41 protein-coding genes and 1 tRNA gene are annotated in these 23,048 nt (G+C 67.9%); 39 read left to right on the top strand and 3 right to left on the bottom strand.

Annotated features, from left to right (window positions below):
- Genes BLR68_RS01260 through BLR68_RS01175 form a run of 19 tightly spaced genes read left to right on the top strand, consistent with a single transcriptional unit; the run spans window position 1 to window position 11,090 of the window.
- Entirely contained in the window at window positions 1–312 is a 312-nt protein-coding gene (locus BLR68_RS01260; protein WP_018188204.1) for a hypothetical protein, read from the top strand.
- Window positions 312–548: a hypothetical protein gene (locus tag BLR68_RS01255; RefSeq protein WP_018188203.1), complete on the top strand. Its 237-nt coding sequence runs from the start codon at window positions 312–314 to the stop codon at window positions 546–548. The genes BLR68_RS01260 and BLR68_RS01255 overlap by 1 nt, the downstream gene beginning before the upstream one ends.
- Window positions 545–1,570, top strand: a complete 1,026-nt coding sequence (locus BLR68_RS01250; RefSeq protein ID WP_018188202.1) for a YqaJ viral recombinase family protein — start codon at window positions 545–547, stop codon at window positions 1,568–1,570. The genes BLR68_RS01255 and BLR68_RS01250 overlap by 4 nt, the downstream gene beginning before the upstream one ends.
- Window positions 1,567–2,556: a phage recombination protein Bet gene (gene bet / locus BLR68_RS01245; RefSeq protein ID WP_018188201.1), complete on the top strand. Its 990-nt coding sequence runs from the start codon at window positions 1,567–1,569 to the stop codon at window positions 2,554–2,556. Before BLR68_RS01250 ends, bet begins: the two co-directional genes overlap by 4 nt.
- Entirely contained in the window at window positions 2,556–3,041 is a 486-nt protein-coding gene (locus BLR68_RS01240; RefSeq protein ID WP_018188200.1) for a hypothetical protein, read from the top strand. The genes bet and BLR68_RS01240 overlap by 1 nt, the downstream gene beginning before the upstream one ends.
- A complete protein-coding gene (locus BLR68_RS01235) occupies window positions 3,041–3,427 on the top strand; it encodes a hypothetical protein (RefSeq protein ID WP_018188199.1) in 387 nt (128 codons plus the stop codon). Before BLR68_RS01240 ends, BLR68_RS01235 begins: the two co-directional genes overlap by 1 nt.
- Window positions 3,424–4,185 carry a helix-turn-helix domain-containing protein gene (locus tag BLR68_RS01230; RefSeq protein ID WP_143015714.1) on the top strand — a complete coding sequence of 254 codons (762 nt, stop codon included), beginning with the start codon at window positions 3,424–3,426 and terminating at the stop codon, window positions 4,183–4,185. Before BLR68_RS01235 ends, BLR68_RS01230 begins: the two co-directional genes overlap by 4 nt.
- Complete coding sequence (locus BLR68_RS01225) at window positions 4,182–4,544, top strand: hypothetical protein (protein WP_143015713.1); 363 nt, start codon at window positions 4,182–4,184, stop codon at window positions 4,542–4,544. The genes BLR68_RS01230 and BLR68_RS01225 overlap by 4 nt, the downstream gene beginning before the upstream one ends.
- Window positions 4,537–5,871, top strand: a complete 1,335-nt coding sequence (locus BLR68_RS01220) for a replicative DNA helicase (protein ID WP_018188196.1) — start codon at window positions 4,537–4,539, stop codon at window positions 5,869–5,871. Before BLR68_RS01225 ends, BLR68_RS01220 begins: the two co-directional genes overlap by 8 nt.
- Window positions 5,868–6,245: a single-stranded DNA-binding protein gene (locus tag BLR68_RS01215; RefSeq protein ID WP_018188195.1), complete on the top strand. Its 378-nt coding sequence runs from the start codon at window positions 5,868–5,870 to the stop codon at window positions 6,243–6,245. Before BLR68_RS01220 ends, BLR68_RS01215 begins: the two co-directional genes overlap by 4 nt.
- Window positions 6,245–6,493, top strand: a complete 249-nt coding sequence (locus BLR68_RS01210; RefSeq protein ID WP_018188194.1) for a hypothetical protein — start codon at window positions 6,245–6,247, stop codon at window positions 6,491–6,493. Before BLR68_RS01215 ends, BLR68_RS01210 begins: the two co-directional genes overlap by 1 nt.
- On the top strand, window positions 6,493–6,756 hold the full coding sequence (locus BLR68_RS01205; RefSeq protein WP_018188193.1) for a hypothetical protein: 264 nt from the start codon (window positions 6,493–6,495) through the stop codon (window positions 6,754–6,756). The genes BLR68_RS01210 and BLR68_RS01205 overlap by 1 nt, the downstream gene beginning before the upstream one ends.
- The gene (locus BLR68_RS01200) at window positions 6,753–7,289 is read left to right on the top strand and encodes a hypothetical protein (protein ID WP_018188192.1); all 537 of its coding nucleotides are present in this window, start codon (window positions 6,753–6,755) and stop codon (window positions 7,287–7,289) included. The genes BLR68_RS01205 and BLR68_RS01200 overlap by 4 nt, the downstream gene beginning before the upstream one ends.
- Window positions 7,286–7,588: a hypothetical protein gene (locus BLR68_RS01195; protein ID WP_018188191.1), complete on the top strand. Its 303-nt coding sequence runs from the start codon at window positions 7,286–7,288 to the stop codon at window positions 7,586–7,588. The genes BLR68_RS01200 and BLR68_RS01195 overlap by 4 nt, the downstream gene beginning before the upstream one ends.
- A complete protein-coding gene (locus BLR68_RS17885) occupies window positions 7,588–7,749 on the top strand; it encodes a hypothetical protein (RefSeq protein ID WP_018188190.1) in 162 nt (53 codons plus the stop codon). The genes BLR68_RS01195 and BLR68_RS17885 overlap by 1 nt, the downstream gene beginning before the upstream one ends.
- Window positions 7,746–7,985: a hypothetical protein gene (locus BLR68_RS01190; RefSeq protein ID WP_018188189.1), complete on the top strand. Its 240-nt coding sequence runs from the start codon at window positions 7,746–7,748 to the stop codon at window positions 7,983–7,985. Before BLR68_RS17885 ends, BLR68_RS01190 begins: the two co-directional genes overlap by 4 nt.
- Entirely contained in the window at window positions 7,982–9,058 is a 1,077-nt protein-coding gene (locus BLR68_RS01185; RefSeq protein ID WP_018188188.1) for an Lsr2 family DNA-binding protein, read from the top strand. The genes BLR68_RS01190 and BLR68_RS01185 overlap by 4 nt, the downstream gene beginning before the upstream one ends.
- The gene (locus tag BLR68_RS18245; protein WP_081626469.1) at window positions 9,034–9,354 is read left to right on the top strand and encodes a WhiB family transcriptional regulator; all 321 of its coding nucleotides are present in this window, start codon (window positions 9,034–9,036) and stop codon (window positions 9,352–9,354) included. The genes BLR68_RS01185 and BLR68_RS18245 overlap by 25 nt, the downstream gene beginning before the upstream one ends.
- Window positions 9,351–11,090, top strand: coding sequence for a DNA cytosine methyltransferase (locus tag BLR68_RS01175; RefSeq protein WP_018188186.1), 1,740 nt, complete (start codon window positions 9,351–9,353; stop codon window positions 11,088–11,090). Before BLR68_RS18245 ends, BLR68_RS01175 begins: the two co-directional genes overlap by 4 nt.
- A gap of 2 nt (window positions 11,091–11,092) precedes the next feature.
- Here the strand turns inward: BLR68_RS01175 and BLR68_RS01170 are convergent, their stop codons facing one another.
- Complete coding sequence (locus BLR68_RS01170; RefSeq protein ID WP_018188185.1) at window positions 11,093–11,344, bottom strand: hypothetical protein; 252 nt, start codon at window positions 11,342–11,344, stop codon at window positions 11,093–11,095.
- A 32-nt stretch (window positions 11,345–11,376) separates the two neighbouring features.
- Here BLR68_RS01170 and BLR68_RS01165 point away from each other — a divergent pair, with 32 nt between their 5' ends.
- The 12 genes from BLR68_RS01165 (at window position 11,377) to BLR68_RS17850 (ending at window position 15,334) form a co-directional block, all read left to right on the top strand.
- Window positions 11,377–12,012 (top strand): hypothetical protein, encoded by a 636-nt coding sequence (locus BLR68_RS01165; protein ID WP_018188184.1) that lies wholly within the window; start codon window positions 11,377–11,379, stop codon window positions 12,010–12,012.
- A 30-nt stretch (window positions 12,013–12,042) separates the two neighbouring features.
- A complete protein-coding gene (locus tag BLR68_RS17875; protein WP_155904733.1) occupies window positions 12,043–12,240 on the top strand; it encodes a hypothetical protein in 198 nt (65 codons plus the stop codon).
- Window positions 12,237–12,656: a hypothetical protein gene (locus BLR68_RS01160; protein WP_018188183.1), complete on the top strand. Its 420-nt coding sequence runs from the start codon at window positions 12,237–12,239 to the stop codon at window positions 12,654–12,656. Before BLR68_RS17875 ends, BLR68_RS01160 begins: the two co-directional genes overlap by 4 nt.
- Window positions 12,653–12,799 carry a hypothetical protein gene (locus BLR68_RS17870; RefSeq protein WP_018188182.1) on the top strand — a complete coding sequence of 49 codons (147 nt, stop codon included), beginning with the start codon at window positions 12,653–12,655 and terminating at the stop codon, window positions 12,797–12,799. Before BLR68_RS01160 ends, BLR68_RS17870 begins: the two co-directional genes overlap by 4 nt.
- 190 nt (window positions 12,800–12,989) lie before the next feature.
- Window positions 12,990–13,463, top strand: coding sequence for an XF1762 family protein (locus BLR68_RS01155; protein WP_018188181.1), 474 nt, complete (start codon window positions 12,990–12,992; stop codon window positions 13,461–13,463).
- A gap of 50 nt (window positions 13,464–13,513) precedes the next feature.
- Window positions 13,514–13,651 (top strand): hypothetical protein, encoded by a 138-nt coding sequence (locus BLR68_RS17865; protein WP_018188180.1) that lies wholly within the window; start codon window positions 13,514–13,516, stop codon window positions 13,649–13,651.
- The gene (locus BLR68_RS01150) at window positions 13,648–13,917 is read left to right on the top strand and encodes a hypothetical protein (RefSeq protein ID WP_026302979.1); all 270 of its coding nucleotides are present in this window, start codon (window positions 13,648–13,650) and stop codon (window positions 13,915–13,917) included. The genes BLR68_RS17865 and BLR68_RS01150 overlap by 4 nt, the downstream gene beginning before the upstream one ends.
- Window positions 13,917–14,246: a DUF4326 domain-containing protein gene (locus BLR68_RS01145; protein WP_018188178.1), complete on the top strand. Its 330-nt coding sequence runs from the start codon at window positions 13,917–13,919 to the stop codon at window positions 14,244–14,246. The genes BLR68_RS01150 and BLR68_RS01145 overlap by 1 nt, the downstream gene beginning before the upstream one ends.
- Window positions 14,247–14,249: 3 nt before the next feature.
- Window positions 14,250–14,516, top strand: coding sequence for a hypothetical protein (locus BLR68_RS01140; RefSeq protein WP_018188177.1), 267 nt, complete (start codon window positions 14,250–14,252; stop codon window positions 14,514–14,516).
- Window positions 14,517–14,847: 331 nt separating this feature from the next.
- Window positions 14,848–15,009: a hypothetical protein gene (locus BLR68_RS17860; protein WP_018188176.1), complete on the top strand. Its 162-nt coding sequence runs from the start codon at window positions 14,848–14,850 to the stop codon at window positions 15,007–15,009.
- 2 nt (window positions 15,010–15,011) lie between these two features.
- Window positions 15,012–15,182 (top strand): hypothetical protein, encoded by a 171-nt coding sequence (locus BLR68_RS17855; RefSeq protein WP_018188175.1) that lies wholly within the window; start codon window positions 15,012–15,014, stop codon window positions 15,180–15,182.
- Window positions 15,179–15,334 (top strand): hypothetical protein, encoded by a 156-nt coding sequence (locus BLR68_RS17850; RefSeq protein WP_155904728.1) that lies wholly within the window; start codon window positions 15,179–15,181, stop codon window positions 15,332–15,334. The genes BLR68_RS17855 and BLR68_RS17850 overlap by 4 nt, the downstream gene beginning before the upstream one ends.
- A gap of 362 nt (window positions 15,335–15,696) precedes the next feature.
- Here the strand turns inward: BLR68_RS17850 and BLR68_RS01130 are convergent, their stop codons facing one another.
- On the bottom strand, window positions 15,697–16,113 hold the full coding sequence (locus BLR68_RS01130; RefSeq protein WP_018188172.1) for a hypothetical protein: 417 nt from the start codon (window positions 16,111–16,113) through the stop codon (window positions 15,697–15,699).
- A gap of 328 nt (window positions 16,114–16,441) precedes the next feature.
- On the opposite strand from BLR68_RS01130, the gene BLR68_RS01120 reads away from it, so the two are divergent.
- The 4 genes from BLR68_RS01120 (at window position 16,442) to BLR68_RS01105 (ending at window position 18,863) form a co-directional block, all read left to right on the top strand.
- Window positions 16,442–16,675: a hypothetical protein gene (locus BLR68_RS01120; RefSeq protein ID WP_018188171.1), complete on the top strand. Its 234-nt coding sequence runs from the start codon at window positions 16,442–16,444 to the stop codon at window positions 16,673–16,675.
- 3 nt (window positions 16,676–16,678) lie between these two features.
- A complete protein-coding gene (locus BLR68_RS01115; RefSeq protein ID WP_018188170.1) occupies window positions 16,679–17,023 on the top strand; it encodes a hypothetical protein in 345 nt (114 codons plus the stop codon).
- 312 nt (window positions 17,024–17,335) lie between these two features.
- Window positions 17,336–17,824 carry a hypothetical protein gene (locus BLR68_RS01110; protein ID WP_018188169.1) on the top strand — a complete coding sequence of 163 codons (489 nt, stop codon included), beginning with the start codon at window positions 17,336–17,338 and terminating at the stop codon, window positions 17,822–17,824.
- Window positions 17,802–18,863, top strand: a complete 1,062-nt coding sequence (locus BLR68_RS01105; RefSeq protein ID WP_018188168.1) for a hypothetical protein — start codon at window positions 17,802–17,804, stop codon at window positions 18,861–18,863. The genes BLR68_RS01110 and BLR68_RS01105 overlap by 23 nt, the downstream gene beginning before the upstream one ends.
- A 3-nt stretch (window positions 18,864–18,866) precedes the next feature.
- On the opposite strand, the gene BLR68_RS17675 is transcribed toward BLR68_RS01105, so the two are convergent.
- Window positions 18,867–19,385: a hypothetical protein gene (locus BLR68_RS17675; RefSeq protein WP_143015712.1), complete on the bottom strand. Its 519-nt coding sequence runs from the start codon at window positions 19,383–19,385 to the stop codon at window positions 18,867–18,869.
- 143 nt (window positions 19,386–19,528) lie between these two features.
- Between BLR68_RS17675 and BLR68_RS01100 the strand changes: the two genes are divergently transcribed.
- The 4 genes from BLR68_RS01100 to BLR68_RS17845 all read left to right on the top strand — a co-directional run bounded on the left by BLR68_RS01100 (window position 19,529) and on the right by BLR68_RS17845 (window position 22,984).
- Window positions 19,529–20,143: a hypothetical protein gene (locus tag BLR68_RS01100; protein ID WP_018188167.1), complete on the top strand. Its 615-nt coding sequence runs from the start codon at window positions 19,529–19,531 to the stop codon at window positions 20,141–20,143.
- Between the two features lie 13 nt (window positions 20,144–20,156).
- Window positions 20,157–21,605 carry a phage portal protein gene (locus BLR68_RS01095; RefSeq protein WP_018188166.1) on the top strand — a complete coding sequence of 483 codons (1,449 nt, stop codon included), beginning with the start codon at window positions 20,157–20,159 and terminating at the stop codon, window positions 21,603–21,605.
- Window positions 21,580–22,845, top strand: coding sequence for a hypothetical protein (locus tag BLR68_RS01090; RefSeq protein ID WP_018188165.1), 1,266 nt, complete (start codon window positions 21,580–21,582; stop codon window positions 22,843–22,845). The genes BLR68_RS01095 and BLR68_RS01090 overlap by 26 nt, the downstream gene beginning before the upstream one ends.
- A gap of 4 nt (window positions 22,846–22,849) precedes the next feature.
- Window positions 22,850–22,984: transfer RNA gene (locus BLR68_RS17845), tRNA-OTHER, on the top strand.
- Window positions 22,985–23,048: the final 64 nt, after the last annotated feature.

Genomic DNA, 23,048 nt, shown 5'->3' with positions numbered 1-23,048 from the left:
ATGACCGAAATCAAGCCCACCGCGTTCCAGCGCGGAGTGCCCGCCGAACAGGCCAACGGCTTCTACGGCATCGAGGAGGAGCTGATCGCTCGTCCCAGCGGCGAGCAGATCGTCGCCATCGTCACCTACTCGGTCGAAGAGGTGATGGAGAAGCGCAACGCGGGGGAGACCTGGCCCGTCGTGAAGGCGCTGCACATCGAACCCCTCCACGACGCGAAGGCGATCGCCACCGCGCTACAGCTCCGCGACGAGCAGTACAAGTCGCGCACCTCGCAGGACGCGCTGGACCTCGGCGACGAGGACGGCGAGTGATGGCTACCGAGATCATCGAACCCGCGATCAAGGTCGGGCAGCGCTTCGAGCAGTTCGCCCGCTTCCAGGATGGCTCGAGCAAGGTGCGCGTCATCGAGTTCATCGGCCGCCCGACCCTGTCGTCGCCGGTGAACTACCTCATCATCCGGAACGACGCACACCCGCACCGTGCCGGCAAGACGGCGTCGATCCGCCGCGCTGATCTCCACCGGAAGTACCGGGCGGTCAGCCGATGAGCGCCCTGACGACGTCGCCGGTTCTCGCAGACCTCGAGTCCCGTGCCGGCGCCTCCGACGAGGACCGTGAGCAGTGGCTCGCCGAACGCCGCAGCGGTGTCACCGCGACGGAGGTCCGCGACCTGTACCTGCGCACGATCACCGTGCAGGACCTCGTCGATCTGAAGCTCGGCCGGAAGGTCGACACGTTCTCCGGCAACCGGTACACGGACTGGGGAAACGCTCGGGAGCCGATCGTCGCCGCCGTGCTCGCTGGTGAGGGGTTCGTCGCCGAGTCGCGAGTCATCCACGCCGCCAGCAACTCGCGGTACCTCGCGTCACCCGACGGCATCCGCCTCTCGTTCGACGAGGAGGTCGAGATCGCTGAGATCAAGACCGCCGCGTACGACCTTCCCCCGGGCTCGCCGCGTCTGGCGAAGAAGGGGTACGTCGCCCAGATGCAGTGGGTGATGTTCGTCCTCGGCGGTGTCCGCGGTCGCCTCGCGGTCGAGGAGCGGATCGAGATGCCGGATGGCTCGTTCGAGCCGGGCACCCTGCACCGTCACTGGATCGAACGGGATGACGCCCTTATCGCTGAGCTCGTCGCGATCGCTGACGAGTTCCTGGCCGAGCTCGACCGGCAGCGTGACGGCGACGGCCCGGTGATCGATGAGGACGTGGACACGCACGCCATCAACTACCTCCGTGGCCTCGCTGCCGAGAAGGAGGGCAAGGCGCTCAAGGAGTCCGCGTACCGGGCGCTCGTCGCCGCGGGGGTATCGCAGGAGTCGCCGCTGGCGCGGGTGACGTTCACGCCGGGCGCGCCCGCGGGGGAGTTCAAGGACGAGGTGATCGACCTCGAGGCGGCGGCTGCCGCTCACCCGAAGGAGACCGCCGCGCTCGAGCGGGCGAAGGCGCGCGTAGTGAAACTGCAGGCCGACTGGGATGCGCTCGCGTCCGCGCACAAGAAGACGGTCATCGCGACCAGCAAGGGAACACCGGCACGGGTGACCGTGACGGCCGGGAAGGGGACGAAGAAGTGAGCAACGTCGTCGCGACGCTGCCGAAGAGCAGCGATGTCAGCCTCTGGACCGAGGAGGAGAAGGCGCTCGTCGAGGCCGCGGGTCTCGTGCACACGGACGCACGGTCGGGGACGAAGACGCTCGCGGAGCGCGCCACGGTCGCGGCGTTCCTGCAGCACTGCGCCCGCACCGGGCTGGACCCGATCGCACGACAGATCTACTCGATCGCTCGCAAGTCGAAGGGGCAGCTGAAGTGGCAGATCCAGATCAGCATCGACGGCGCCCGCCTCGTCGCTGAGCGGACCGGTCAGTACGAGGGACAGACGACCCCGGAGTTCACCGCTGACGGCATCACGTGGACGCAGGTGTGGCTGAGCTCGGAGCCGCCGAAGGCAGCCCGTGTCGGCGTCTACCGTCGCGGGTTCCGGGAGGCCCTGTACGCGGTGGCCCTGTGGGACGCGTACGTGCAGACCAAGGACGAGTGGGAGAACGGTTCCCGCACGGGCAAGGTCATCGTCTCCGACATGTGGCAGAAGATGGGCCCGCTGATGCTGGCGAAGTGCGCCGAAATGCTCGCGCTCCGCAAGGCATTCCCGCAGGACCTGTCGGGTCTGTACTCGTCCGAGGAGATGGCGCAGGCGACACCGCCCGCTGCGCAGGAGCAGCCGGTCTCGTCGGACGCCCGTGGTGCTGCTGCGGTGAATCCGCCGTCGGCTGACGCGCCGGCTCCGGAGGCACGCGCCCCGCAGAAGGACTGGCTGAAGCTCGCGAACGCGGCGAAGTCGAAGGACGAACTGCGGCCGATCTTCCAGGAGGCGCAGGCGGCGGGCGACCTGAACGTCGCACTCGGTGACGGCCGCGAGCTCGGTGCCTACCTGTGGGAGCTGCGCGACAGCCTGCCCGACCACACCCCGTCGGAGGACGTTGTCGACGCTGTCGTGGTCGACGACGACACCCCGGTGACGGAGTGGACGACGGCGAAGATCCCGAACGGGGACGACGCCTGATGGTCACCGAGATCCCCACGCCCGTCCGCGCGGTGCTGCGTCAGATGATCGGCCTCGAGGTCGACCCGTCGGATGCGCTGCACCTGAAGCTCGCGGAGACGATCACGAACCTCGGCCCTGCGGCGTCGTACGGGCAGCGGATCGTGGCGCTCCGGTTCGACTTCGCGTGGGAGCTGCGTGACGCCGGCCGTGTGTACGGCGAGGCGAAGGCGAACTACGAGCACGCTGTCGCGGTGCGGGTCGTGGAGATCTCGGAGACCGCGGTCGCGCAGGAGAAGCGGGTGTCGCTCGGTCTCGCTCAGGCGATGGCGGAGAAGGACGCGTACGAGCAGAAGCTCACCTACCTGGTGGCGGAGCAGCGTGAACGGGCGATGAGGAAGTTCCTCGACGCGCTCGACGCGGCGCTCGAGAACCACCGGACAGACCGTGCGGACGCGCGCGCGGTGGACCGTGCCGCGTCGCAAGGCTTCGGCGGGGGTGCCTGATGGGTGCCGAGTACACGCCGAAGCAGGTCCGTTACCTGTTCTTCGACCGGGAGGGGCAGTGCTGCTTCTACTGCGGACGGTCCCTGTCCTGGTCGCTGCGGGGATCGATGCTCGCGGGCGGATGGTCCCTGCACCACAGGAAGGGACGCCGTGCGGGTGACACCTCGTACCCGAACGCGCTGATCCTGTGCGGCACCGGGACGACCGGATGCCACGGGTGGGTGACGGAGCACCCGGAGGAGGCGTTCGAGCTGGGCCTCGCGATCCGCCGGCTGGCGACGACTGAGGAGTACGAGCCGGCCCGGGTGCGGGTGCGGCGGGAGGACAAAACCTGGTGGTTGCTCACGGAGCGCGGCCAGGCACGAGAAGTGGAGGCGTCCTGGTGAGCAGGGCAGAAGGTTTCGCAGCGGTGCCGACGTGGATGATCCGCGACACCCGGGTGAGTGTGCACGCGATCGCAGTGTTCGCGTCGCTGGCGTCGAGGGCAGGGTTCGAGGAGATCCACCCGTCGCAGACGACGCTCGCGACTGAGGCGCGGTGCTCGGAGCGGAAGGTCCGGGATGCGCTGAACGAGCTCGAGCAGCTCGGTGTGATCCGTCGTGAGCGCCGGACGAGCAGTGTCGGGCGGGCGTCGAACGGGTACACGTTGCACCCGAATGGTCGCCCTCCTGGGGTTCCGGCATCTCCTGCCGGTACCTATTCGGTTCCGGCACGCACGACCGAGGTTCCGGCACGTGGTGCCGCCGGTTCCGGCACCAGCGAGCAGATCACTCCTCTTATAGAGGTAGAGAACCTAGAGGTAGATAACTCTCAGGTAGATAGAGCGTTCGAGGCGCTGTGGAACCTGTGGCCGACACCTCGACGCTCGACGAGGAAGGTCGTCGAGAAGAGCCTGCGTGCGGCGCTGAAGGCTGCCTCATGGTCGACCATCGAGTCTGCTGCGCGGGATCACGTTTTGGTCTGGCAGACGTGGCCGGCGGGTGACATCAACTTCGTCCCTCTGCTGAGCACGTGGCTGAACCAGGAGCGATGGAGCGGCGCTCGTCCCCTTCCTCGAAGCGGCGGTCGTCTGTCCGTGGTCGACGCTGGGCGCGCGGCAGACATGCTTCTCGCGCAGCACGAGCAGCGGGCGGTCGGCGCATGAGCCCCCGCGAAGTGAACGTGCTGTTGACGAACGCGGCACTCTTGGACGCCCGGCTCCGTCGTGAGCCGGAGGAGCGCGCGCAGATGGCGACGGCGTGGGCTCAGATCCTCAGCGACGTTCCTCTGCAGGTCGGGATGGCTGCGCTGCAGCAGCACTACCGGGATGAGACCCGCCCCGTCATGCCCGCCGACATCGTCGCTGTCGCGGATGCGGTCACGCCCGACCGTGTGCGCCTCACAGACGGCCCCGAATGGCTCCGGCGTAACGGTGTCGACCCGGAGCAGTTTCAGGCCCGTATCGAGGCGGGGGAGCGTCCGGCCCGTGTGCTGCGCGAGCTGGGGGTGACGAGCGATGTCTGAGGTTCTGGTGCCGTTCGACCTGGAAGCGGAGCAGGCGGTCCTCGGCGCGATCATGACCGACCTCGACGTGCTCGACCAGGTGCTCGCGATCGTCGAACCCGACGACATGTACGACCCGAAGCACCGCACCATCTACTCCGCCGTGCGGCGCCTCCACGACCAGAATGCCCCGACCGATGTCGTCGCTGTCGGTGACGAGCTTGCCGCGGCCGGCGAGCTGCGGGGCGCGATCGACCCGGCGTACCTGCACGGGCTGACATCGATGGTCGCGACGGCGGCGAACGGCGCCTACCACGGCACCATCGTCCACGAGCACGCGGTCCGCCGGCAGCTTCTCGAAGCGTCGACAGCGATCGCGCAGATCGCATCGAACACCGCGGTCGCACCCCTAGAAGCGGTCGAGATGGCACGGGAGCGGGTCGACGGGATCGGCGCGACCACGGCACCCGCGATCGAAACGTTCGGGCGCGCAGCGTTCACCTCGTTCGTCGAAGGCCTCGAGCACAAACCGAAGTACGTGCCGACCCCGTGGTGGGACATCAACAACCACCTAGGTGGGTTCCGTGCCGGCGGGCTCTACGTCGTCGGCGCGCGTCCCGGACAGGGCAAGTCAATCGTCGGCTTGCAGGCGGCGATGCGCCTCGCGAAGGAAGGTCCGGTCGCGTTCATCTCGCTCGAGATGTCGCGGGACGACCTGATGGCGCGCATGGTCGCGCAACTCGGGCAGGTGTCACTGCACTCACTCGTGAACCACGAGGTGACCAAGGCGGGCTGGCAGAACATCGCGATGGTCCGGCAGCAGATCGAGCAGATGCCGATCTACGTGTCCACGTCGGACCAGGTGTCGACGATCACGCAGGTGCGGGCGTTCGCCCGGTCGGTGGCACGGAAGGCTCCGAAGGGGCAACGGCTCGCTGGGGTGGTCGTCGACTACCTGCAGCTCCTGTCGTCGGGGGAGCGGGTCGAGTCCCGCCAGGTGGAGGTGTCGGGGTTCTCCCGGTCGCTGAAGCTCCTCGCACAGTCCCTCGGGACTCCGGTGATCGCTCTGTCGCAGCTCAACCGCGGGTCGACGACGAGGAAGTCGAACCGGCCGACGCTCGCGGATCTGCGCGAGTCGGGCGCGATCGAACAGGACGCGGACTCGGTGCTGCTGCTGCACCGGGACGAGAAGAACGCACCGAACCGGCTCGACGTGGACATCGCGAAGAACCGGCAAGGGCAGCAAGGGCGTGTGTCGCTGCAGTGGGAGGGCACCTTCTCCCGCGTGGTGTCACGCACATGGTCACCAACGACCTTGATCGACGACAACGGAGGAGTACAGCAATGACCAGCAAGACAGTGGTGGGCCGGCTCGGGCAGGTCCCGGAGGTTCGCGCGGCGGGCGACAAGCACGTCGTGAACTTCAGCGTCGCGGAGACGAAGCGGAAGTTCGACCGCGACTCGAACCAGTGGGTCGACGACTTCACGATCTGGCACAACGTCGAGTCGTGGCAGAACGCGGACGCGATCGCGCAGCTCGCTCAGGGGACGCTCGTGATCGTCGAGGGCGAGGAGCGCGACGGCTCGTACGAGGACCGGCAGACGGGCAAGAAGGTCAGCCGCATCATCCTCCGGGCGCGCACCGTCGGCACCGTGGTCCGGGATGCGCCGCGGCAGCAGCAGTCCGCGGGCCAGCCGTGGTCGACGGGCGGTGACTTCTGATGGCCGCGGCGACGCCGAGGCGGCGCACGCAGGTCGAGGCGCTCGACGATCTCGCCGCTGCGATGCGTGAGGTGGCGTACGAGCAGCGCACAGCGAACCTCCTCGCTGCGGTCGCGATGGGTGTGAGCGCCCTCGAGCACGACGACCGTACGCCTGCGAAGACGCCGGCCGCGATCGAACGGAAGGACCGCCGGAACGCGGTCCGCGCGGAGATCCGCGACCGCCTCAACCTGGAAGGGGGTGCCTGATGGGCACCATCGAACAGACCCACACGACCACGGTCGCGGAGGTCGACTGGACGGACGACTTCAAGGTCGTCGTGAAGCTGACGGACCCGAACACGCACGCGTCGGTCGAGGTGGGTTTCAGCCTCGCGGACAGCGCGGAGCTCGCTGACCAGATCTCGAAGGCGCAGAAGGCGGCGTTGGACGCGCTGAGCGAGTCGGTGGGAGGTCGGGTGAGCCCGATGCGTCGGCACGGGTTCGACTCGGACGGGCCGGTGGCGTCATGACCGACTTCGTCGCCAGCAACGGCATCCCTGTCCACATCCACGAGGAAGAAAGCGGCGCGATCCGCCTGTTCACGTCGATGCCTGACGGCACGTACCCGACGCAGGCAGCAGCGGGCGACGACGTTCAGGCCCTTCGTGAGTTCTTCCGGGCTGAGGAGGACGAACGCCTCGGACGGTGGCGGTGGCCCTATGAGGGCAATCGGCACATCGTCGTCTATCCGATCCAGCAGAACCCCGATCGCGTCCTGGTCATCGACGAAGCTGCGGGAACCGCGTCGTACCGAGACCGCGGTGAGCAAGATGACCGCTTCAAGACCGCTGAGACGGAGGCCGCCGCGGCCTACTTCGATGCTCACCCGGAGTCGAAGCCGTGGCACGACGCGAAGATCGGCGAGGTCTGGATCCTGACCATCGATGGCGACGAGAGCCCGGTCGCATTCCGTCCCGGTCTCGCCTCGCACATGGACGGACGACGAGCCGACGTGGACCATGCGACTGCGGGTCGTCGCATCTGGCCGGAGGACGCATCGTGAGCGTCGGTCTGTCGCCGGCTGAGCAGCAGGAGGTTACCCGGTTCGGCATCCACGACGAGGAAGCGTTCCGGGAGATCTCGGAGCACGCCGACGCCGAGGTGACGTGCCAGGGCTGCGAGCAGCCGGCGGTAGCGATTGCGACTACTCGCTGCTGCAAGACGTCGCGGCCGATCTGCCAGCACCACATCGAGGTATCGCAGAGGTTCCTCGCACGGCACGCGCTCGTCGTGTGCGGCTTCTGCAAGGCGGACATCAGCGGCTGGTCGTTCGACGAGGCCGTGGAACTGAGGCCCCTCTGATGGCCGCCGCTGACATCGTCCACGCCACGGGTAAGGCGCTGAACGAGACCACGGGCCGCGCGTACTGCGGCCGGAAGACCACGAACACGACCGAGGCCCCGGACCGGGTCACGTGTCAGGACTGCGCTGCGGCGCTACGAGCAGACCAGGAGCAGCGATGAGACGCGACTACCCCCTCACCTCATCCGACCTCCGCCACATCGCGGACAAGGTCGACGAGGTCCTCGCCTTCGTCAACCCGGAGGACGGCGAACTGCCCGATGGTGATTGGCGCTGGGGCCTGAGGGTCACCATCTGGAACCAGGACGGCGACATCGACGACGTAGCCGGAGAGCTCGCCCCGCACGGCGATGGGTACCTCGGGTTCTACCCGAAGGGGATCGAGGCCCGACCATGAGCGGCGCTGACCGTCTTGAGGACGGCTTCCCCCACGGCACCACGCAGGGCTACGAGCAGGGATGCCGTGGCGGCTGGTGCCCCGAGGGCAACGCGCACGGCCTGTCCTGCAAGCGGGCGAAGCAGCTCGCGGCCGGCGACTACCGGTACCAGCGGCTCGTGAAGCAGGACCTCACCCCGGGGCAGATCGCCGACCAGCTCGGCCTGGCCCCCGAAACCCATCAACCCCCGAAGAGGAAGCCCGCCGTCCAGGAGGACGACACGGATGACGTCGTGGACGTCGAACCGGAGGAACCGACCATGAGCACCATCACGCAGAAGCCGACGCCCGCGGAGAAGCCGAAGGCGAAGAAGCCAGCACCGAAGCCCGCCCCGCCGAAGAAGCCCGCCCAGCAGCGGGACACGGTCGAGACGACGGCGCAGTACGAGAAGCGTCGCCGCGACGAGGCACGCGCATGGGCCCGCGAGAACGGCGTCAACATCGGCTCCCGCGGCCGACTGCCCGACCAGGTGGCATACGCGTTCCTGAAGCAAGACGCGAGCCTCCTTCCGGGAGGCCGCCAGGAGACGCCCGCTGAGGCACCCGAGCCCGCCGAGTTGACCGATGAGCCGCAGGAGACAGGAACGCCTGAGGACGAGGCGCACGCGGTCGGAGAGGACGGCTTGGCGTCGGTCTTCGTGGGCGAGGTTGCCATTGACTGGACGCAGGTCGGCTTGACCGCGGTAGGTGCAGACATCTCGATCCAGGCTGACCCTCAGCAGGCCGTCGACATCATGGCGCTGATCCGGGAACGCGACACCGCCGAAGCTGCGCTCGCACTCACGCTGCGGAAGTGGGACGAGTCGGTCCGGGAATTGCGTGGCGAGAGAGTGGCCACCCGGGTGATGAGGGCATCCCTCAACATGCACACCCGACTGCTCGAGAGCGCGAGTGCCCGGGAGGAGACGAACGAGCAGATCCTCGACGACTACGCCAATGAGATCCGCCGCAACCACGACGAGATCCGCCGGCTCCGCACGGAGAACGAGCAACTCAAGGCACAGCAGCCGTGGTGGAAGCGAGTCGCATCGTGAGCGCGGGGGAGAGGGTCGTCGCCGTCAGCGCATCACCCGCCAGCACCCGGTGGACCGGGATCGCCAGTCTCATCACCCCCGAACCGTGGGTGGCCGACGCACGCTGCGCCGAGACCGATCCCGAACTCTTCCACCCACCGGTCGGCGGGTCCAGCCAGGAAGCGAAGAAGATCTGCGCCGACTGCCCCGTCCAGGCCGAGTGCCTCGCATACGCACTCCGCACGAACCAGACGGAGTCCATCTGGGGCGGGAAGTCCGCCCGTGAACGCCGAACCATGAGGAGCGCAGCAGCATGACCCCCGCACTGCTCGACCGTCCCGCCGTCGGATACCAGCACCCCGCCGTCCCCTGGAACGGGCTGACCGTCACGGACCTGTTCTGCGGTGCCGGCGGATCCTCCTCCGGCCTCGTCGAAGCTGGCTACCGGGTCGTGATCGCGGCCAACCACTGGGCGAAGGCGATCGAGTCACACCAGATCAACCACCCTGACACCGACCACTCGCAGGCCGACATCTCGCAGGTCGACCCGCGATACTTCCCCCGCACCCACGTCCTCTGGGGCAGCCCGGAGTGCACGAACCACTCGATCGCGAAGGGCGTCAAGCGGCACCAGGCGCGCGAGCTCGCACTGTTCGAGCTCGACGGCACCCGCCCGCAGGACGACGAGGCCGCGAATCGATCCCGCGCGACGATGTGGGACATCCCCCGCTTCGCAGAGCACCACCGGTACATGGCGATCATCCTCGAGAACGTCGTGGACGCGGCCCGGTGGGACCAGTTCCCCGCCTGGCAGCTCGCCATGGAGTCCCTCGGCTACCACCTGCGCATCGTGTGGCTCAACTCGATGCACGCTCAGGTCGGCGGTCTCCCGGCGCCGCAGTCACGCGACCGCATGTACATCGTCATGTGGCGGAAGGACCTCGCCACGAAGGAGAACCCGGCGCCCGACGTTGCGAAGTGGACCCGCCCGATGGCGCTCTGCCTCGAGCACGGCGAGATCCAGGCCGTGCAGGCGTTCAAGAAGCGCGAGGAATGGGGCCGGTACCGGGCGCAGTACCTCTACCGGTGCCCCCAGTGCTGGTCCGTCGTCGAGCCTGGCTGGCTCCCGGCGTCGAGCATCATCGACTGGTCGATCCCGGCGCAGCGTATCGGAGACCGTGCGAAGCCCCTCGCGGAGAAGACGCGCGAGCGGATCCGCCGCGGTATCGAGCGTCACTGGGCGCCGATCATCGCGAAGGCTGCGGGGAACACCTACGACGGCATCACGACCGGATCCAACTACCTCCGTGTGAACGGGGTCGACGAGCCGATGCCAGTGCAGACCGGTTCCGCCGAGCACGGCCTCGCGATCCCGCCGCTCATCGTCAACCATGTCAGCGGCGCAGACGACTCCCGATCGCAGCCCATCTCGCGAGAGCTACCGTCCCTCGTCGCTGGCGGCACGCACGCGTCGCTCCTCATCCCCGTCGAGGGACGCGACGGTAAGAGCGCGGCATCCACCGCTGAGCCGCTGCGCACCCAGTCGACGCGCAACGAGACCGGCCTGCTTGTCCCGGCGGGCGGAACGTGGCGTTCCGAGGCATCGCCTCTTGCGGCGCCGATGTCGGCCCTCACGACGCGCGAGGCAGACGGGCTCGTCGTCCCGCTCCGCAACCACGGTGTCGCGAAGCCGACCTCACACCCGATCGACACGGTAAGCGCGGAGGGCAACCACCACGCGCTCGTCATGCGGAACAACCAAGGCGGCGCCGAGATGACGACGCCCATCACCGAGCCGATCCGCACCCTCACGACCGGCGGGCACCAGTCGCTGCTCGAACCGTCCGCCCCGATCTCGCTCGACGTCGATGACGCCGGCTTCCGGATGCTCGAACCCCACGAGATCCAGATGGGCATGGGCTTCGCCGCCGACTACCATCTCGTCGGATCGAAGCGGGACAAGGTCAAGCAGGCAGGCAACGCCGTCACGCCGCCCGCCGCGCGCGACCTCGGCCACGCGGTCGCCGAGTTCCTCCTGGCGGTGGCGTCATGAGGTCACACGAGACCGTGGATCATCGCTTCCCGCCATGTACCCCACTCGCTTTCGACCTTGGCCTTGCCGGTGGTCGTCAGGACGGAGAAGCCGTTCTCGGTCCGTCGCACTTCCGACTGGACGCCGCCCACGGTGTCAGTCGTCCACCAGTCGTCGTCCTGGGCGGTGAGGGTCCGGCGCGGGCCGTCGGGGTGAATCGCGAACGCAGCGGTCTCGCCGGAGCGCGGGGGATCAAGCGGATACACGGTAGCCATGCGCCGGAGTCTACGAGCAAGGAGACGAGACGATGACTATCCCTCTCGACGCGATCCACCCGGAGATCAACTTCCACGCCTGGGAGCGTTCGTTCGAACACCACCTCGGCCAGATCCCCGACGTGCTCAGCATGCTCGTCACCCTCGCCCAACCCCGCATCGGTGTATCCCGCGGCGGGTCCGCGTTCGACCGACTGCAGATCACGGGCGGCAACGACCACCGCGACCTGTCCGACACGATCGACGACGCGATGAGCCGAGACGCGGAGCACCTGTGGGGCCTCCTCGCGGGATACGCGGCGACCGTCTGGGAGCAGGCGGAGCAGACCCGGGAGGACGCGCCCACGCTCCCCACGGGCGCCCTGTCGACGGCCACGACCGCCAGGGACACGGCGCTCGTCACCGTCGGATGGCTCATCGGTCACGCCGCCACGATCTACACGCTCGACGAGTTCGAGCTCGACGTCGAAGAGCTCTTCCGCACCGTCCGCCGGCTGAAGACCGTCCACGGCATCCACCCGCACCCGCGCCGGGAACGGTGCGACACGTGCGGGAAATGGAAGGTCGAGAACGATTACACCGACCTCGCAGACGGGACCGTTGCCCGGGTGGGTGTGTGCCGCGGCTGTGGGCAGACCTACCTCAACGGCGAACCCACCGACACCTGACCACCACCCAACTTGCAAGGAGACAACACCATGACCAGCCCAGACCGACGCCGCCGTGGGCGTGCAATCCGCAAGAAGCGGCGCCAGATGCGCACGCTCTCGCAGAAGTTTTCCGCGATCGGAGCAGCGGCCGCTGTTGCTGTCACAGGAATGCATCAAGCGATGAGCGTTGGTCTAGCCCGCGCCGTCGCCAAGGAAGCCGCAGAAGCGAAGGAGGTTCAGCGATGACCGGACAGGAAGCACGAGACGACGAACGCGAGGCACGCGCGATCTTCGAGGCTCTGGCGGATCGGCTCGGTGAACATCCCCGTGCCCGCAACCACGAGACCGCGGACAGCGGCGAGTACGAGACGTTCATGCACGAGGTCCAGGTCGAGACGCTGGCCGAATGGCTGGTGCCCACCGTGCTCGACGTGCTCGCCCGGAAGCACTCGGAACCCGAGATGGAGTACGAAGTCACCTACTCCTCGGCGAACGCATCGAGCGTGGACGGGTACGCGCTACGACGCACCTCCGGCGTGATGACCGACCTGGCCAAGGCGCGCGAGTTCGCCGCCGTGGCGCGGAACCCGTTGCTCCGGGCGCGAACGAAGGGCGTACCCGCTGGCCCGTGGATGCCTGTCGGAGAGGGGGAGCAGCCGTGACCGCCGAAGCCGACGTGTACGCCACGTACTCATGGGAATGCCCGGAGTGCGGTGCCTTGTACGACGGGATCGAACTGGACCCGGACGGCAATGTCGTGAGGTGCGAGTGCGGGACCGAAGTCACGTTGCGGACGGTGACCTGATGAGCGTCGACCGGTCTGTGGTCCTCCACTGCGACGCGCCCCCGCCCATCTGTCGGGGATCGTTCGGATACGGAACCACCAACCTGAGGACCACGCGCGAGGCCGCGGCCGCAGAGGGATGGGTTACCGGATTGAAGCCGGACGAGCCCGATTACTGCCCGCGCCACGTGCCTGTCGGAGAGGGGGAGCAGTGAGCCTGCGCATCGTCCCTGTCGACCTGAAGGCCGCACGGGCATTCGTGGCCGCGCACCACCGCCACAACGAGCCGCCCATCGGGCACAAGTTCTCCGTGGGCGTCGCCGATGGCGACAGTTTGGTCGGCGTCGCGATCGTCGGTCGTCCCGTGTCGCGCGTGATCCAGTCGGAGGGAGCAACCCTCGAGGTGATCCGAACCGCCACGGACGGGACACGCAACGCGAACAGCATGCTCTACGGCGCTGCTCGGCGGGCGGCATTCGCTCTTGGCTACGACCGCCTCATCACCTACACACAGGCCGATGAGACGGGCGCCAGCCTCAGAGCGGCCGGGTTCCGCGTCGTGGCCCAGCGCCCACCGCGGCCCGGATGGGACACGCCTAGCCGCAGACGCGCCAACAAGGCCGACAACGTGCCACGCACCCTCTGGGACACTGCCACGGGGTACGCCGGAGAGGGGGAGCAGTGAGCGCACAAGGTTGGACCCGGGCAGATCACACTCGTCTCGGCACGATCGCCATGCAATCCGGGTTCGCGAGCGTTGAGGACGCGGAGCCGGCGCTCATGGTCGGAGCCCGGATGATCGCGCACGGCTTCACAGACGAGGACATCGACCGGATGATCCAGAACCACTACGCCAACAGGATCCCTCGATGAGCGGCCGTGCTGACCCACCCTTCGAGCCCCATCCCTCGCGGACGGCATCTATCCCGGTGCCCATCCGCGCCGAGCTGGATCAGACGCCCGCCTGGTGGGAACGCGAGTATCGGTCGCTGGTCGCCCGCACGTTCGAGCACGCCCCGTTCGTCGAGGCTGAGCACGTCGGCCACCTGGTCGCTACCCTCCAGGACTTCATGGGCCCGACGACAACCATCTGCACCCAGTGCCCGGCCCGTCTCATCCCGATCAGGAAGGACACCTGATGCCTGAACGCATTCAGCAGCGCCGCACCGCTGGGTGGCGGAAGCCGGAGAACACCGTCAGCGTCGCCCGCCCGGGCCCGTGGGGGAACCCGTGGCGAGTCGGCCAGTCAGCGCTCATTGAGTGGCCCTACGCCGCGCCGACGGGAACCCCCGTCCAGGTGCGAGAGGTGCCCGTCACGGCAGTGCTCGCGGTCGAGCTCTACCGCATAGCCATCGGCCCGGCCGCGGATGAAGTTCGTGCCGAGCTCGCCGGGAAGAACCTCATGTGCTTCTGCCCTCTGGACCAGCCCTGCCACGCCGACGTGCTTCTCGAGATCGCGAACGGCTGAACGGTGCCCACTCTCACCTACAGGGAAGCGGCGAAGCTCGTTCACCGCACCCCCAGAGCTGTGCGCTACTGGCGGCAGCACGGGATGCCGATGGGGTGGGAGATCCGCGACGGTCAACGATGCCGCGTCGTCGAGAAAAGCGTCCTCCTGAAGTGGTGGCGCGAGCGCATGAAGAACGACCCCGCCCACCAGTACCGGCTACGGGCGCAGCGGAATGCCGAGGCCGCTCAGGGCGATCTGAGGAGGGGCTCCGCGGATCGGGCACCCTGACTCCCGGGACCGCTCATGTTCGCATTCACGAGGCTCAGAGGGCGCGACACGCCCGGTTTCTCGCGAATGTCTTCGACAGAGTGGTTTCCAGCCCTAACTTCAAGATCAGACAGTTCTCCGAACAGCGAAGGCCCCTCCACCTCCCAGTGGTCAGGGGCCTTCGGCATGACCGGCCGGACGCGAACACACCCCGACTCCTGGCGGGGGAGTAGCAGTCCGGCCGCACCTCGTCCCGGTCGGGAGTCGAGACGCCGCGCACACACCACCCATGCGACGCGCGAGACGACATCTCCTCCCGACCGGGACGCACACCTCGAGATGGGACACGGTCATGGGCAACGCAGCTCGCAAGGCCCGCAAGCGCGCCGGCGTCCCGTTCTACAAGGCGCCGAAGCGGCCGACCTACCCCCGGTGGACGGACAGTCCCCATGGCCTCGGCCTCACCACGGGCCCGGAGATCCTGGCCGCCCTCGTCACGAGAGCGCTCGTGTAGTCATGGCGTACGGCATCACCCGAGCCGTGGTCCTCGACGGTGCGCTCGACCACATCAGCGCGCAGAACACGTGCATGGAGAACGCGCTCGACGAGATCGGCGCGTTCCTCCTCGAGCATCCCGAGTTCGACCAGGACGAGCACCTCACGACCGCACGGATCGCGCTGCTGTGATGTTCCTTCTCGGACTGCTCACCGGCCTCGCGATCGCGCTCCTCTTGGCCGCGATCACCCGGACCCACACGTACCGTCGGTTCGTCCGCTGGATCTGGCTCGCCGACGTCCGCCGGTCAGACCCGCAACTGTACGGACGGAAGCGCACATGAGCGATGGTCAGGCCTCACTGAGCGTCCGCATCGTGATCGGGGAACCGTTCCTCACTGGCGAGACGTGCCCAAGCTGCGGCTTCGACTCCATGATCGCGGCGCTCGTCATCTACCAGGCGCATCCCTCGTTTCTGGAACGGTGCGCCAGGACGAGCGTCTGCCACTACCGCCGGAGCGAACCTTGAGCGTCGTCACCTGCCCCGTCTGCGGGACGCAGTACACGTGGAGCTTGCTCCTCGGCATCTGCTGCGACACCACGGCGAACGGCGACGCCGATTAGACCGGGCTGGGAGTTTCGAGCATCAGCAGCACCCCGCGGGGAGCCAAGTGCTGCGCCGCTCCTCCCAGCCCCCCACTCGTCGTCAGGCGGCTGCGGTATCCGCTGCGAGCAGGATGATCCCGGCAACGGCGCCGCCGATGAGGACGAGCTGCCGCACGATCTCCGCGACAGGAAGCGCACGCCCCAACTCCGCATCGATCTGGTGGTCCCGGATGCTGAGCCCGGCGGGCAGTCCAGCTTCCCGGCGCAGTCGGTTCTGCTCCTCGGCGAGATCCTTCATCCGCTGGTCCATGTTGAGGTTCGGGTCATTGCGACGGCGCGACGCCGCGGACGCCTCCTCGAGCTTCTCGCTGAGCTCGTACCGCCGCCGACGCAACGCCCGATGTGAGATCGCATCAGTGAGGTACCAGACGGCAACACCGAGTGAGGTGATCGTCGGGACGAGGGCAGCCAGGAACGCGAGCACTATCCGAGAGTAGAGGTGCCAGGCGATGGGCATGAAGGTGTGCCTCGAACCCGGATGCCCCACCCTCGTCCCATCAGGGTCCCGCTGCCCCGCGCACGAACGCGAACGGGACCGTGCGCGCGGCAGCAGGCAAGCCCGCGGCTACAACGCCGAGCACGACCGGCTCCGCGCCGAGTGGGCGCCGAAAGTAGCGACCGGCACCATACGCTGCGCTCGCTGCCGCGGGATCATCACGGCCACAGAGCCATGGGACCTGGGTCACGACGACCACGACCGCACGAAGTACCGCGGACCCGAGCACGCCAACCGCTGCAACCGAGCAGCCGGCGGCCGCGCCGCCCACAGGTGAGGAGAACACGGCATGTCCCTGACGCCCATCCTGAACAGCCCGATCGACCGGCCCGCGAAGAGCGTCTCCGACGTCGAGAAGGACGTCCGCGAACAGGTCGAGCTCGCGCTGGCTGACACCACTGACCGCATCGACCTGCTCACGCGGGAGATCGACCAGAAGGCTCAGGCGCGCGGAGAGCTGCAACGCCACCGACTCGCGCTCATGGAATGGCTCGACAACCACCCGGCCGTGACGGAGGGCTGAACCGTGGCACGCATCCAGGTCCTCCCGATCCCCACCCTGAAGGCGAACGGTTACGAGCACACCCCGTTCATCCTCATCCTCGACCAGGTGGACCGAACCACCGAGGACTGGTCGGACATGATGCTCGACATCCTCCGACACGAGACCGGAGCCGCGAGCATCATCGCCCACGAAGCCACCCTCGACGCCCCCGGATCCCTCCAGCTCACCGACGAGCAGCGAGTACAACTCCTCGACTACCTCACCGAACCCCAGCGCGCGACGCTCGGTGACCACCCACACCCCTCCCACACCGACCCCACCTACGTGCACACACCCGCCCTCCTCGCCGACCTCGACAGCCTGTAGGCACCGAGCCCCACCCACAACACGAACACCCGCCCCCGAGCCCCACACAGCTGGACAACAGGGGTGGGGAGGGACCCCCAGCCACACAACCCGACCGGACCGCCGGGGAGGTGGCTCCGATGCGCGGCGGAATCAAAGACTTCGCCCCGGGGTGTTGCTCGCTGGGTCTGGGCTAGTCGTTCTGCTCGGGATCGGGTCTCTCGGCTGTGCAGATGTGAGCTTTCCCCACCGGCGGGAATCGGCGGCGACGAGCATTGTGCTCAGAATCGGGCTCCGATCGTCAGGGTCGGCTCGCTGACGAGAGGATGACGGATGCCTCGAGGTGGTGCGCGTACGGGCGCTGGTCGCCCGCCAGACCCGGGGTCGCTCGCTGAGGCGCTGCGGATCGAGGCCGGCGCGATCCGGACTCTCCCGAAAGCGCGGACGGGTGCGGCGCCGGCATGGCCGCTGTCGAAGGCGTCGGCGCGTGAGCGGACCGTGTGGGGTCAGATGTGGAAGCGACCGCAGGCGATCATCTGGGAGGAGCAGTCCTCTCACCGGCAGGTCGCGATGTATGTGCGGACCTCGGTCGAGGCTGAGGAGCCCGGCGCGACCGCGGCGCTGCGTGGCCTGCTGCTCCGGCAGGAGAACGACCTGATGCTGTCTCACGCGGCGCTGCTGCGCGCTGGCTTCCGGATCTCGACGAACCCCGTCGCGGCGCCGACCGTCGCGTCGTCGAAGCCGACGGCCGCGAAGCGGCAGGTGCCGTCATCGAGGGGAAGGCTGAGGGCGCTGCCGAATGTCGGAGACGATCACCCCTGAGTTCGACGTCGCATGGCCGACGCTCGGATACCTGCAGGCCGACTGGATTGCGTGGCACCTGCCGATCCCGGACGGGTTCAAGAAGGGCCAGCCGTTCGTCCTCTCGGACTGGCAGCTCTGGTGCACCGCGAACCACGGCCGTGTCCGCCCGGAGACACCGTGGCGCCCGGACGACCCGATCAAGAACCAGGCGTTCGAGTACCGGCGTTCGCTGATCGTGGGGCCGCAGAAGTACGGGAAGAGCCCATGGGCTGCGGCGACAACCACGGTCATGGCGCTCGGCCCGGACCTGTTCGCCGGGTGGGCCGGCGACGACGACGTGTACGACTGCGCCCGGTACGGATGCATGTGCGGGTTCGTGTACGAGTACGAGCAGGGCGAGCCGATGGGCATGCCGTGGCCGACTCCGCTGATCCAATTGATGGCGACGTCAGAGGATCAGGTGAACAACACGTGGCGTCCGCTGCAGCAGATGGTGCTCCGCGGGCCGCTGGCTGAGCGGGTGCGTGTCGGCGAGAAGCTGATGCGCATCGGTGACGACGGTGTGATCGAGAAGGTCACGTCGGCGGAGTCATCCCGCCTCGGTAACCCGACGACCGGGTTCGTGCAGGACGAGACTGGGATCTACACGAAGACGAACGGCCTGATGGGCACGGCGCAGACGATGCGTCGAGGCACGTCGGGCATGGGCGGCCGCGGCGTCGAGCTCACGAACACGTGGGATCCCGCTGAGGAGTCGACGGCGCGGGCGACGTACGAGTCGCGCGCGAAGGACATCTTCCGCTTCTACCGGCAGCCGCCGAAGAACCTCAGCTACAAGAACAAGCGCGACCGGCGGAAGATCCACCAGTACGTCTACTTCGGCGCCGGCCACGTCGACCTCGACTCGATCGAAGCGGAGGCCGCCGAGCTGCTCGAGCAAGACCCGGCGCAGGCCGAACGGTTCTACGGCAACAAGCTAGTCCGTGGCATGGGAACGTGGCTTCCGGACGGTCTCTGGGAATCGGCCTACGCTGCCCCTGCAGCGCTCGCAGCGTGACGCTCAGAACCGACGTTCATCCGTAGCGGGGACCGCTGACGGGTTGTCGGAGGACCGCCAGGTTATTGCGACACGGTTGCCAGTCATCTCCTTGTTGTGGCCAATGATCGCGAAGAACGTTAGTGATTCGCCGTGCTGCAGTTTTATAGGAAGATCGCCGGGATCGAAGATCGGTAGCGACCTGCTTAGCGGCTTAACAGCGGTGACCTCGACCGTACGTCCGGAGGTATTGGCCACGGCGTAGATGCCTTGATCGATTTCGCGGATCTCACCCCAGCTTGGCGGGCGGAGGCTCCGTTGCGCCTCGAGAGCGTCGCGCGCGATTTCGTTGGCTTCTTCTAGTGCTTCGGCGGCTTTCTGCTGCGCCAGCACAGCGGCGTCGCGAGCGGCGACAGCTGTGACACTCGCCTCTTCAGCCGCCTCCTGGCGCCGTCCCGCGATGATCGCTTGACCCCAGGCGATAGCTGTCGCCACTGCAGTTGCGACGAACACGCCAGCCTGGATGATCAAGTCGGGATTCACGGCGCGAGCGTAGCGGCTTTCAGCGAAGAGATGTGGGAGGGGCGTCAACGCGTCTCTGCTGTGTGCGCGAAGACCGCTCATGATGCCGGCTCCAACGGTTAGGCGGATCTGCGCCCCTCCCAGCAGTTCCCGAGGAGGTCGACGTGGATCGCACGTGGCTCCCGAACCCTCCCGATGGGACACCGATCGGGCTCGCGTTCGACGGCAGCGTGAACAACGACTTCACCGTCATCCGAGCGCAGACCATGACCGGGTTCTCGTTCACCCCTCGATGGGGACCGAACCCGAACACCCCGACGATCTGGAACCCGCGCGAGCACGGCGACCGCATCCCGCACAGCGAGGTCGCTCTCGCGATCGACGAGATCTTCGACCGGTTCGTCGTCGCGCGGTTCTACTACGACCCCGAGGACTGGACGACCGACGGTGAAGCGTGGGCCGCGAAGCACGGCGAGGAGAAGGTCATCGATTGGCCGACGAACCAGGTCTCGCGCATGTACCCGGAGATCCGCCGGTTCGAGGCTGACCTCCGCGAGGGCCTGATCACCCAGGACGGGTGCCCCGTCACCGAGGCGCACATGGGCCACGCGAAGAAGGTCGCGAAGCCCGGACAGAAGTACATCCTCGGCAAGCCGAACGAGACGCAGAAGATCGACCTCGCGATGACGACCATCCTCGCGAACGCTGCCGTCCGTGACTCGCTCGCCGCTGGGTGGGAACCCCCGAAAGCTCGACCGAAGGTGCGCGTGTGGCGCTGAGAGGAGACGGGCTGTGACCGATCTCGACGAGGCTCGCCGGCTGGCGCGACTGCTGTCCCGTGAGCAGAAGCCGCTCGCGAAGAACGACCTGTACTTCGATGGTGAGCAGCCTCTCCGGTTCGTGTCGCAGCAGCTCGAGGAGCAGCTCGGCTACCGGCTGTCACCGATCGTCCTGAACCTCGCCCTGTTCGCGGTCGACGTGTACGACAACCGGCTCGACATCGAGGACTTTCGGGTCCAGTCGGCGCAGCGGACCGTGGTCAGCGCGGATGGCTCGTTCGTGCGTGAGGTCGTGGGGAACACGTCAGCGGACGCGGATGTGCGGGACGTGTGGCAGGAGAACGACGGCCCGTTCATCTCGCAGCAGGCGCACCGCGAGTCGCTGGCCCTCGGCCGTGCGTACGCGATGGTCGGCGGCGGGGAAGCCGCGGACGACGCTCCGGTGATCACGATCGAGTCCCCGTTCGACGCGATCCACGAGGACGACCCCCGCACGCATCAGGTGCGTCACGGTCTGAAGCGTTGGACGGACCTCGACAAGACGAAGTGGATGACCTACCTCCGCTCTGACGGCTCGTCGATCACCTGGCGGCAGAAGGGCAGCGAGTGGCTTGAGGAGGAGGGCGACGCGACTGGGCCGAACGAGCAGCGCCTGTGCGCGCTCGTCCCGCTCATCAACGACCCGCGTGTCCTCGGCCGGTACCGGAACGGGAAGGTCGACCAGCGCTTCGGCCGCTCCGTCTTCTACCCGATCATCAGCCCGCTCGACGCGCTGAACAAGATCGCCAGCGACATGATGGTGTCCGCCGAGTTCCACGCCCTCCCGCGGCGCTGGGCAACCGGTCTCGATGAGAACGACTTCATGGACGAGACCGGCAACCCGATCGACACGTTCTCCCTCGTTGCCGGCCGCATGTGGGGCACGGTGCAGAAGGATGCGAAGTTCGGGCAGTTCCCCGAAGCGGAGCTCACCAACTTCCACAACACGATCAAGCTGCTCATGCAGATCGTGGCGATGCAGCTCGGCCTGCCCGCGCACTACCTGCTCTTCCAGGGCGATAACCCGCCCTCGGCCGACGCGATCCGCTCCTCGGAGTCGGAGCTCGTGAAGCGGGCGGAGCGGAAGCAGACGACCCTGTCGACCCGGTGGGAGCAGGTGCAGCGCTTGGTGCTCATGGAGCTCGGCCGCGGCGCCGATGCTCGGCCGCGGATGATCGAGACGTCCTGGCGTGACGCGTCGACTCCGACGATCGCGCAGAAGGCCGACGCGATCGTGAAGCTCGTGCAGGCGAAGGACAACTCGGGTCGGTCGATCCTCCCGATCGAGCAGGCACGTGAGGACCTCGGGTACACGGCTGTCGAGCAGGACCGGATGCGGGACTGGGATGACACGGCGATCCAGGACTCGCAGCTGAACGCGGCGATGAGGGGTCTCGATGATGCTGCCCAGGTCGGCCAGTGAGCAGTACCGGCTCCAGCAGGGCGTAGCGGCCACGACGGCGGCCGCGGTCGGCCGGGTGTGGCGTCGCATGAGCGACGACTTCGACGCTTCGTGGGCGGGCACTCGCGGCACGCTCCTCGACGTCGTGGACCGTGGACGACTGGCCGCGGTGACGCAGGCGGTCCCGTACACCGCGGCGGTGCTGCGAGACACGGGCCAGGATGCTCCGGCGACGGGCTCGCTCGTCCCGGCCGCATTCCTCGCTACGGCGCCGGACGGCCGCGACCTCGGGTCGCTGTTCGACGAGTCGGTGATCAAGGCGAAGAGCGCGGTCGCGGGCGGCGCGACGGCCCCTGAAGCGCTCGCGCAGTCGGGCCGCTGGCTCACGATGACGACGCTGACGGTCCTCGCCGACACGCGGCGGATGGTCTACCAGGCCGACATCATCCAGCGCCCCTCGATCACCGGGTACGTGCGGATGTTGAACCCGCCCTCGTGCAGCCGGTGCGTCATCCTCGCGGGGAAGTGGTTCCGGTGGAACGAAGGCTTCCAGCGGCACCCGCGCTGCGACTGCTCGCACATCCCTGCGCGCGAGGACATCGCCGGCGACATGCGCACCGACCCGTACGAGGCTTTTCAGTCGCTCACCCCCGAGCAGCAGGAGAAGACGTTCGGCCGGTCCGAGGCGCGCGCGATCCGTGAGGGCGCCGACATCTACGGTGTCGTGAACCAGCAGGTCCGGAAGCTCCCGACCGCGAAGTCGCAGATCGATCAGATCTATCGCACGGCCGGCACCCGGTCGAAAGCGATCAGCGCTCTCCGCGATCGGGGCTTCATCCGGGACCGTGGCCAGGTCGTCGTCCCGCTGTCTCCTGGGGTCCGCACTGACGCCCAGATCCTCGCCGCGGGTCGCGGTAGGGGAGCGGTCACGATCGGCGGACAGCGGGTCACCACGGCCCGCGCTGCACGGTTCGACGCCGCGGCCACCGGCCAGCGCGATGTCCTGAATCGTTCGACGATGACCGTCGCGGAGCGGAACCTGTACGACGCGAAGTACCGGCTGGACTACGCACTCCGGACCGGGACGGTTCCTCGCTCGATCGGGCCTTCGTCGGCTGACCGGTTCGCGAACACGATCCCTGCGACACCTGAGCGGATCGCCGAGCTTCGGCAGGCGCTGCAGGTGCAGCTCAACGGCCTGAATCGTTCAGGCACCCCCGACAGCGTCCGCCGGTTGGCGCGCGCGCTCGGGCTCGGCTGAGGTGCGATCGGTCGTCTAGCGGCCGAGGACGCTGCGATCCGTGGGGTTCGAGTCCCCAGAGCGAGTAATCACACTCGCCGAAGCCCTCAGCGGCAGTGGCCCCGGCGCGGTAACACCGGTTCGAATCCGGTCCGATCACACCCCCTCACTCTTCCCACCGCTGCGGTGGAGGCGCTACGCGAGCGTGTCGCGGCGGCCGTCCG

Origin of the sequence: Microbacterium sp. 77mftsu3.1 (assembly GCF_900100525.1) — a bacterium.
Classification (GTDB): domain Bacteria; phylum Actinomycetota; class Actinomycetes; order Actinomycetales; family Microbacteriaceae; genus Microbacterium; species Microbacterium aquilitoris.
The sequence above is the reverse complement of the archived record's forward strand: the minus strand, read 5'-3'. Positions and strand labels throughout refer to the sequence as shown.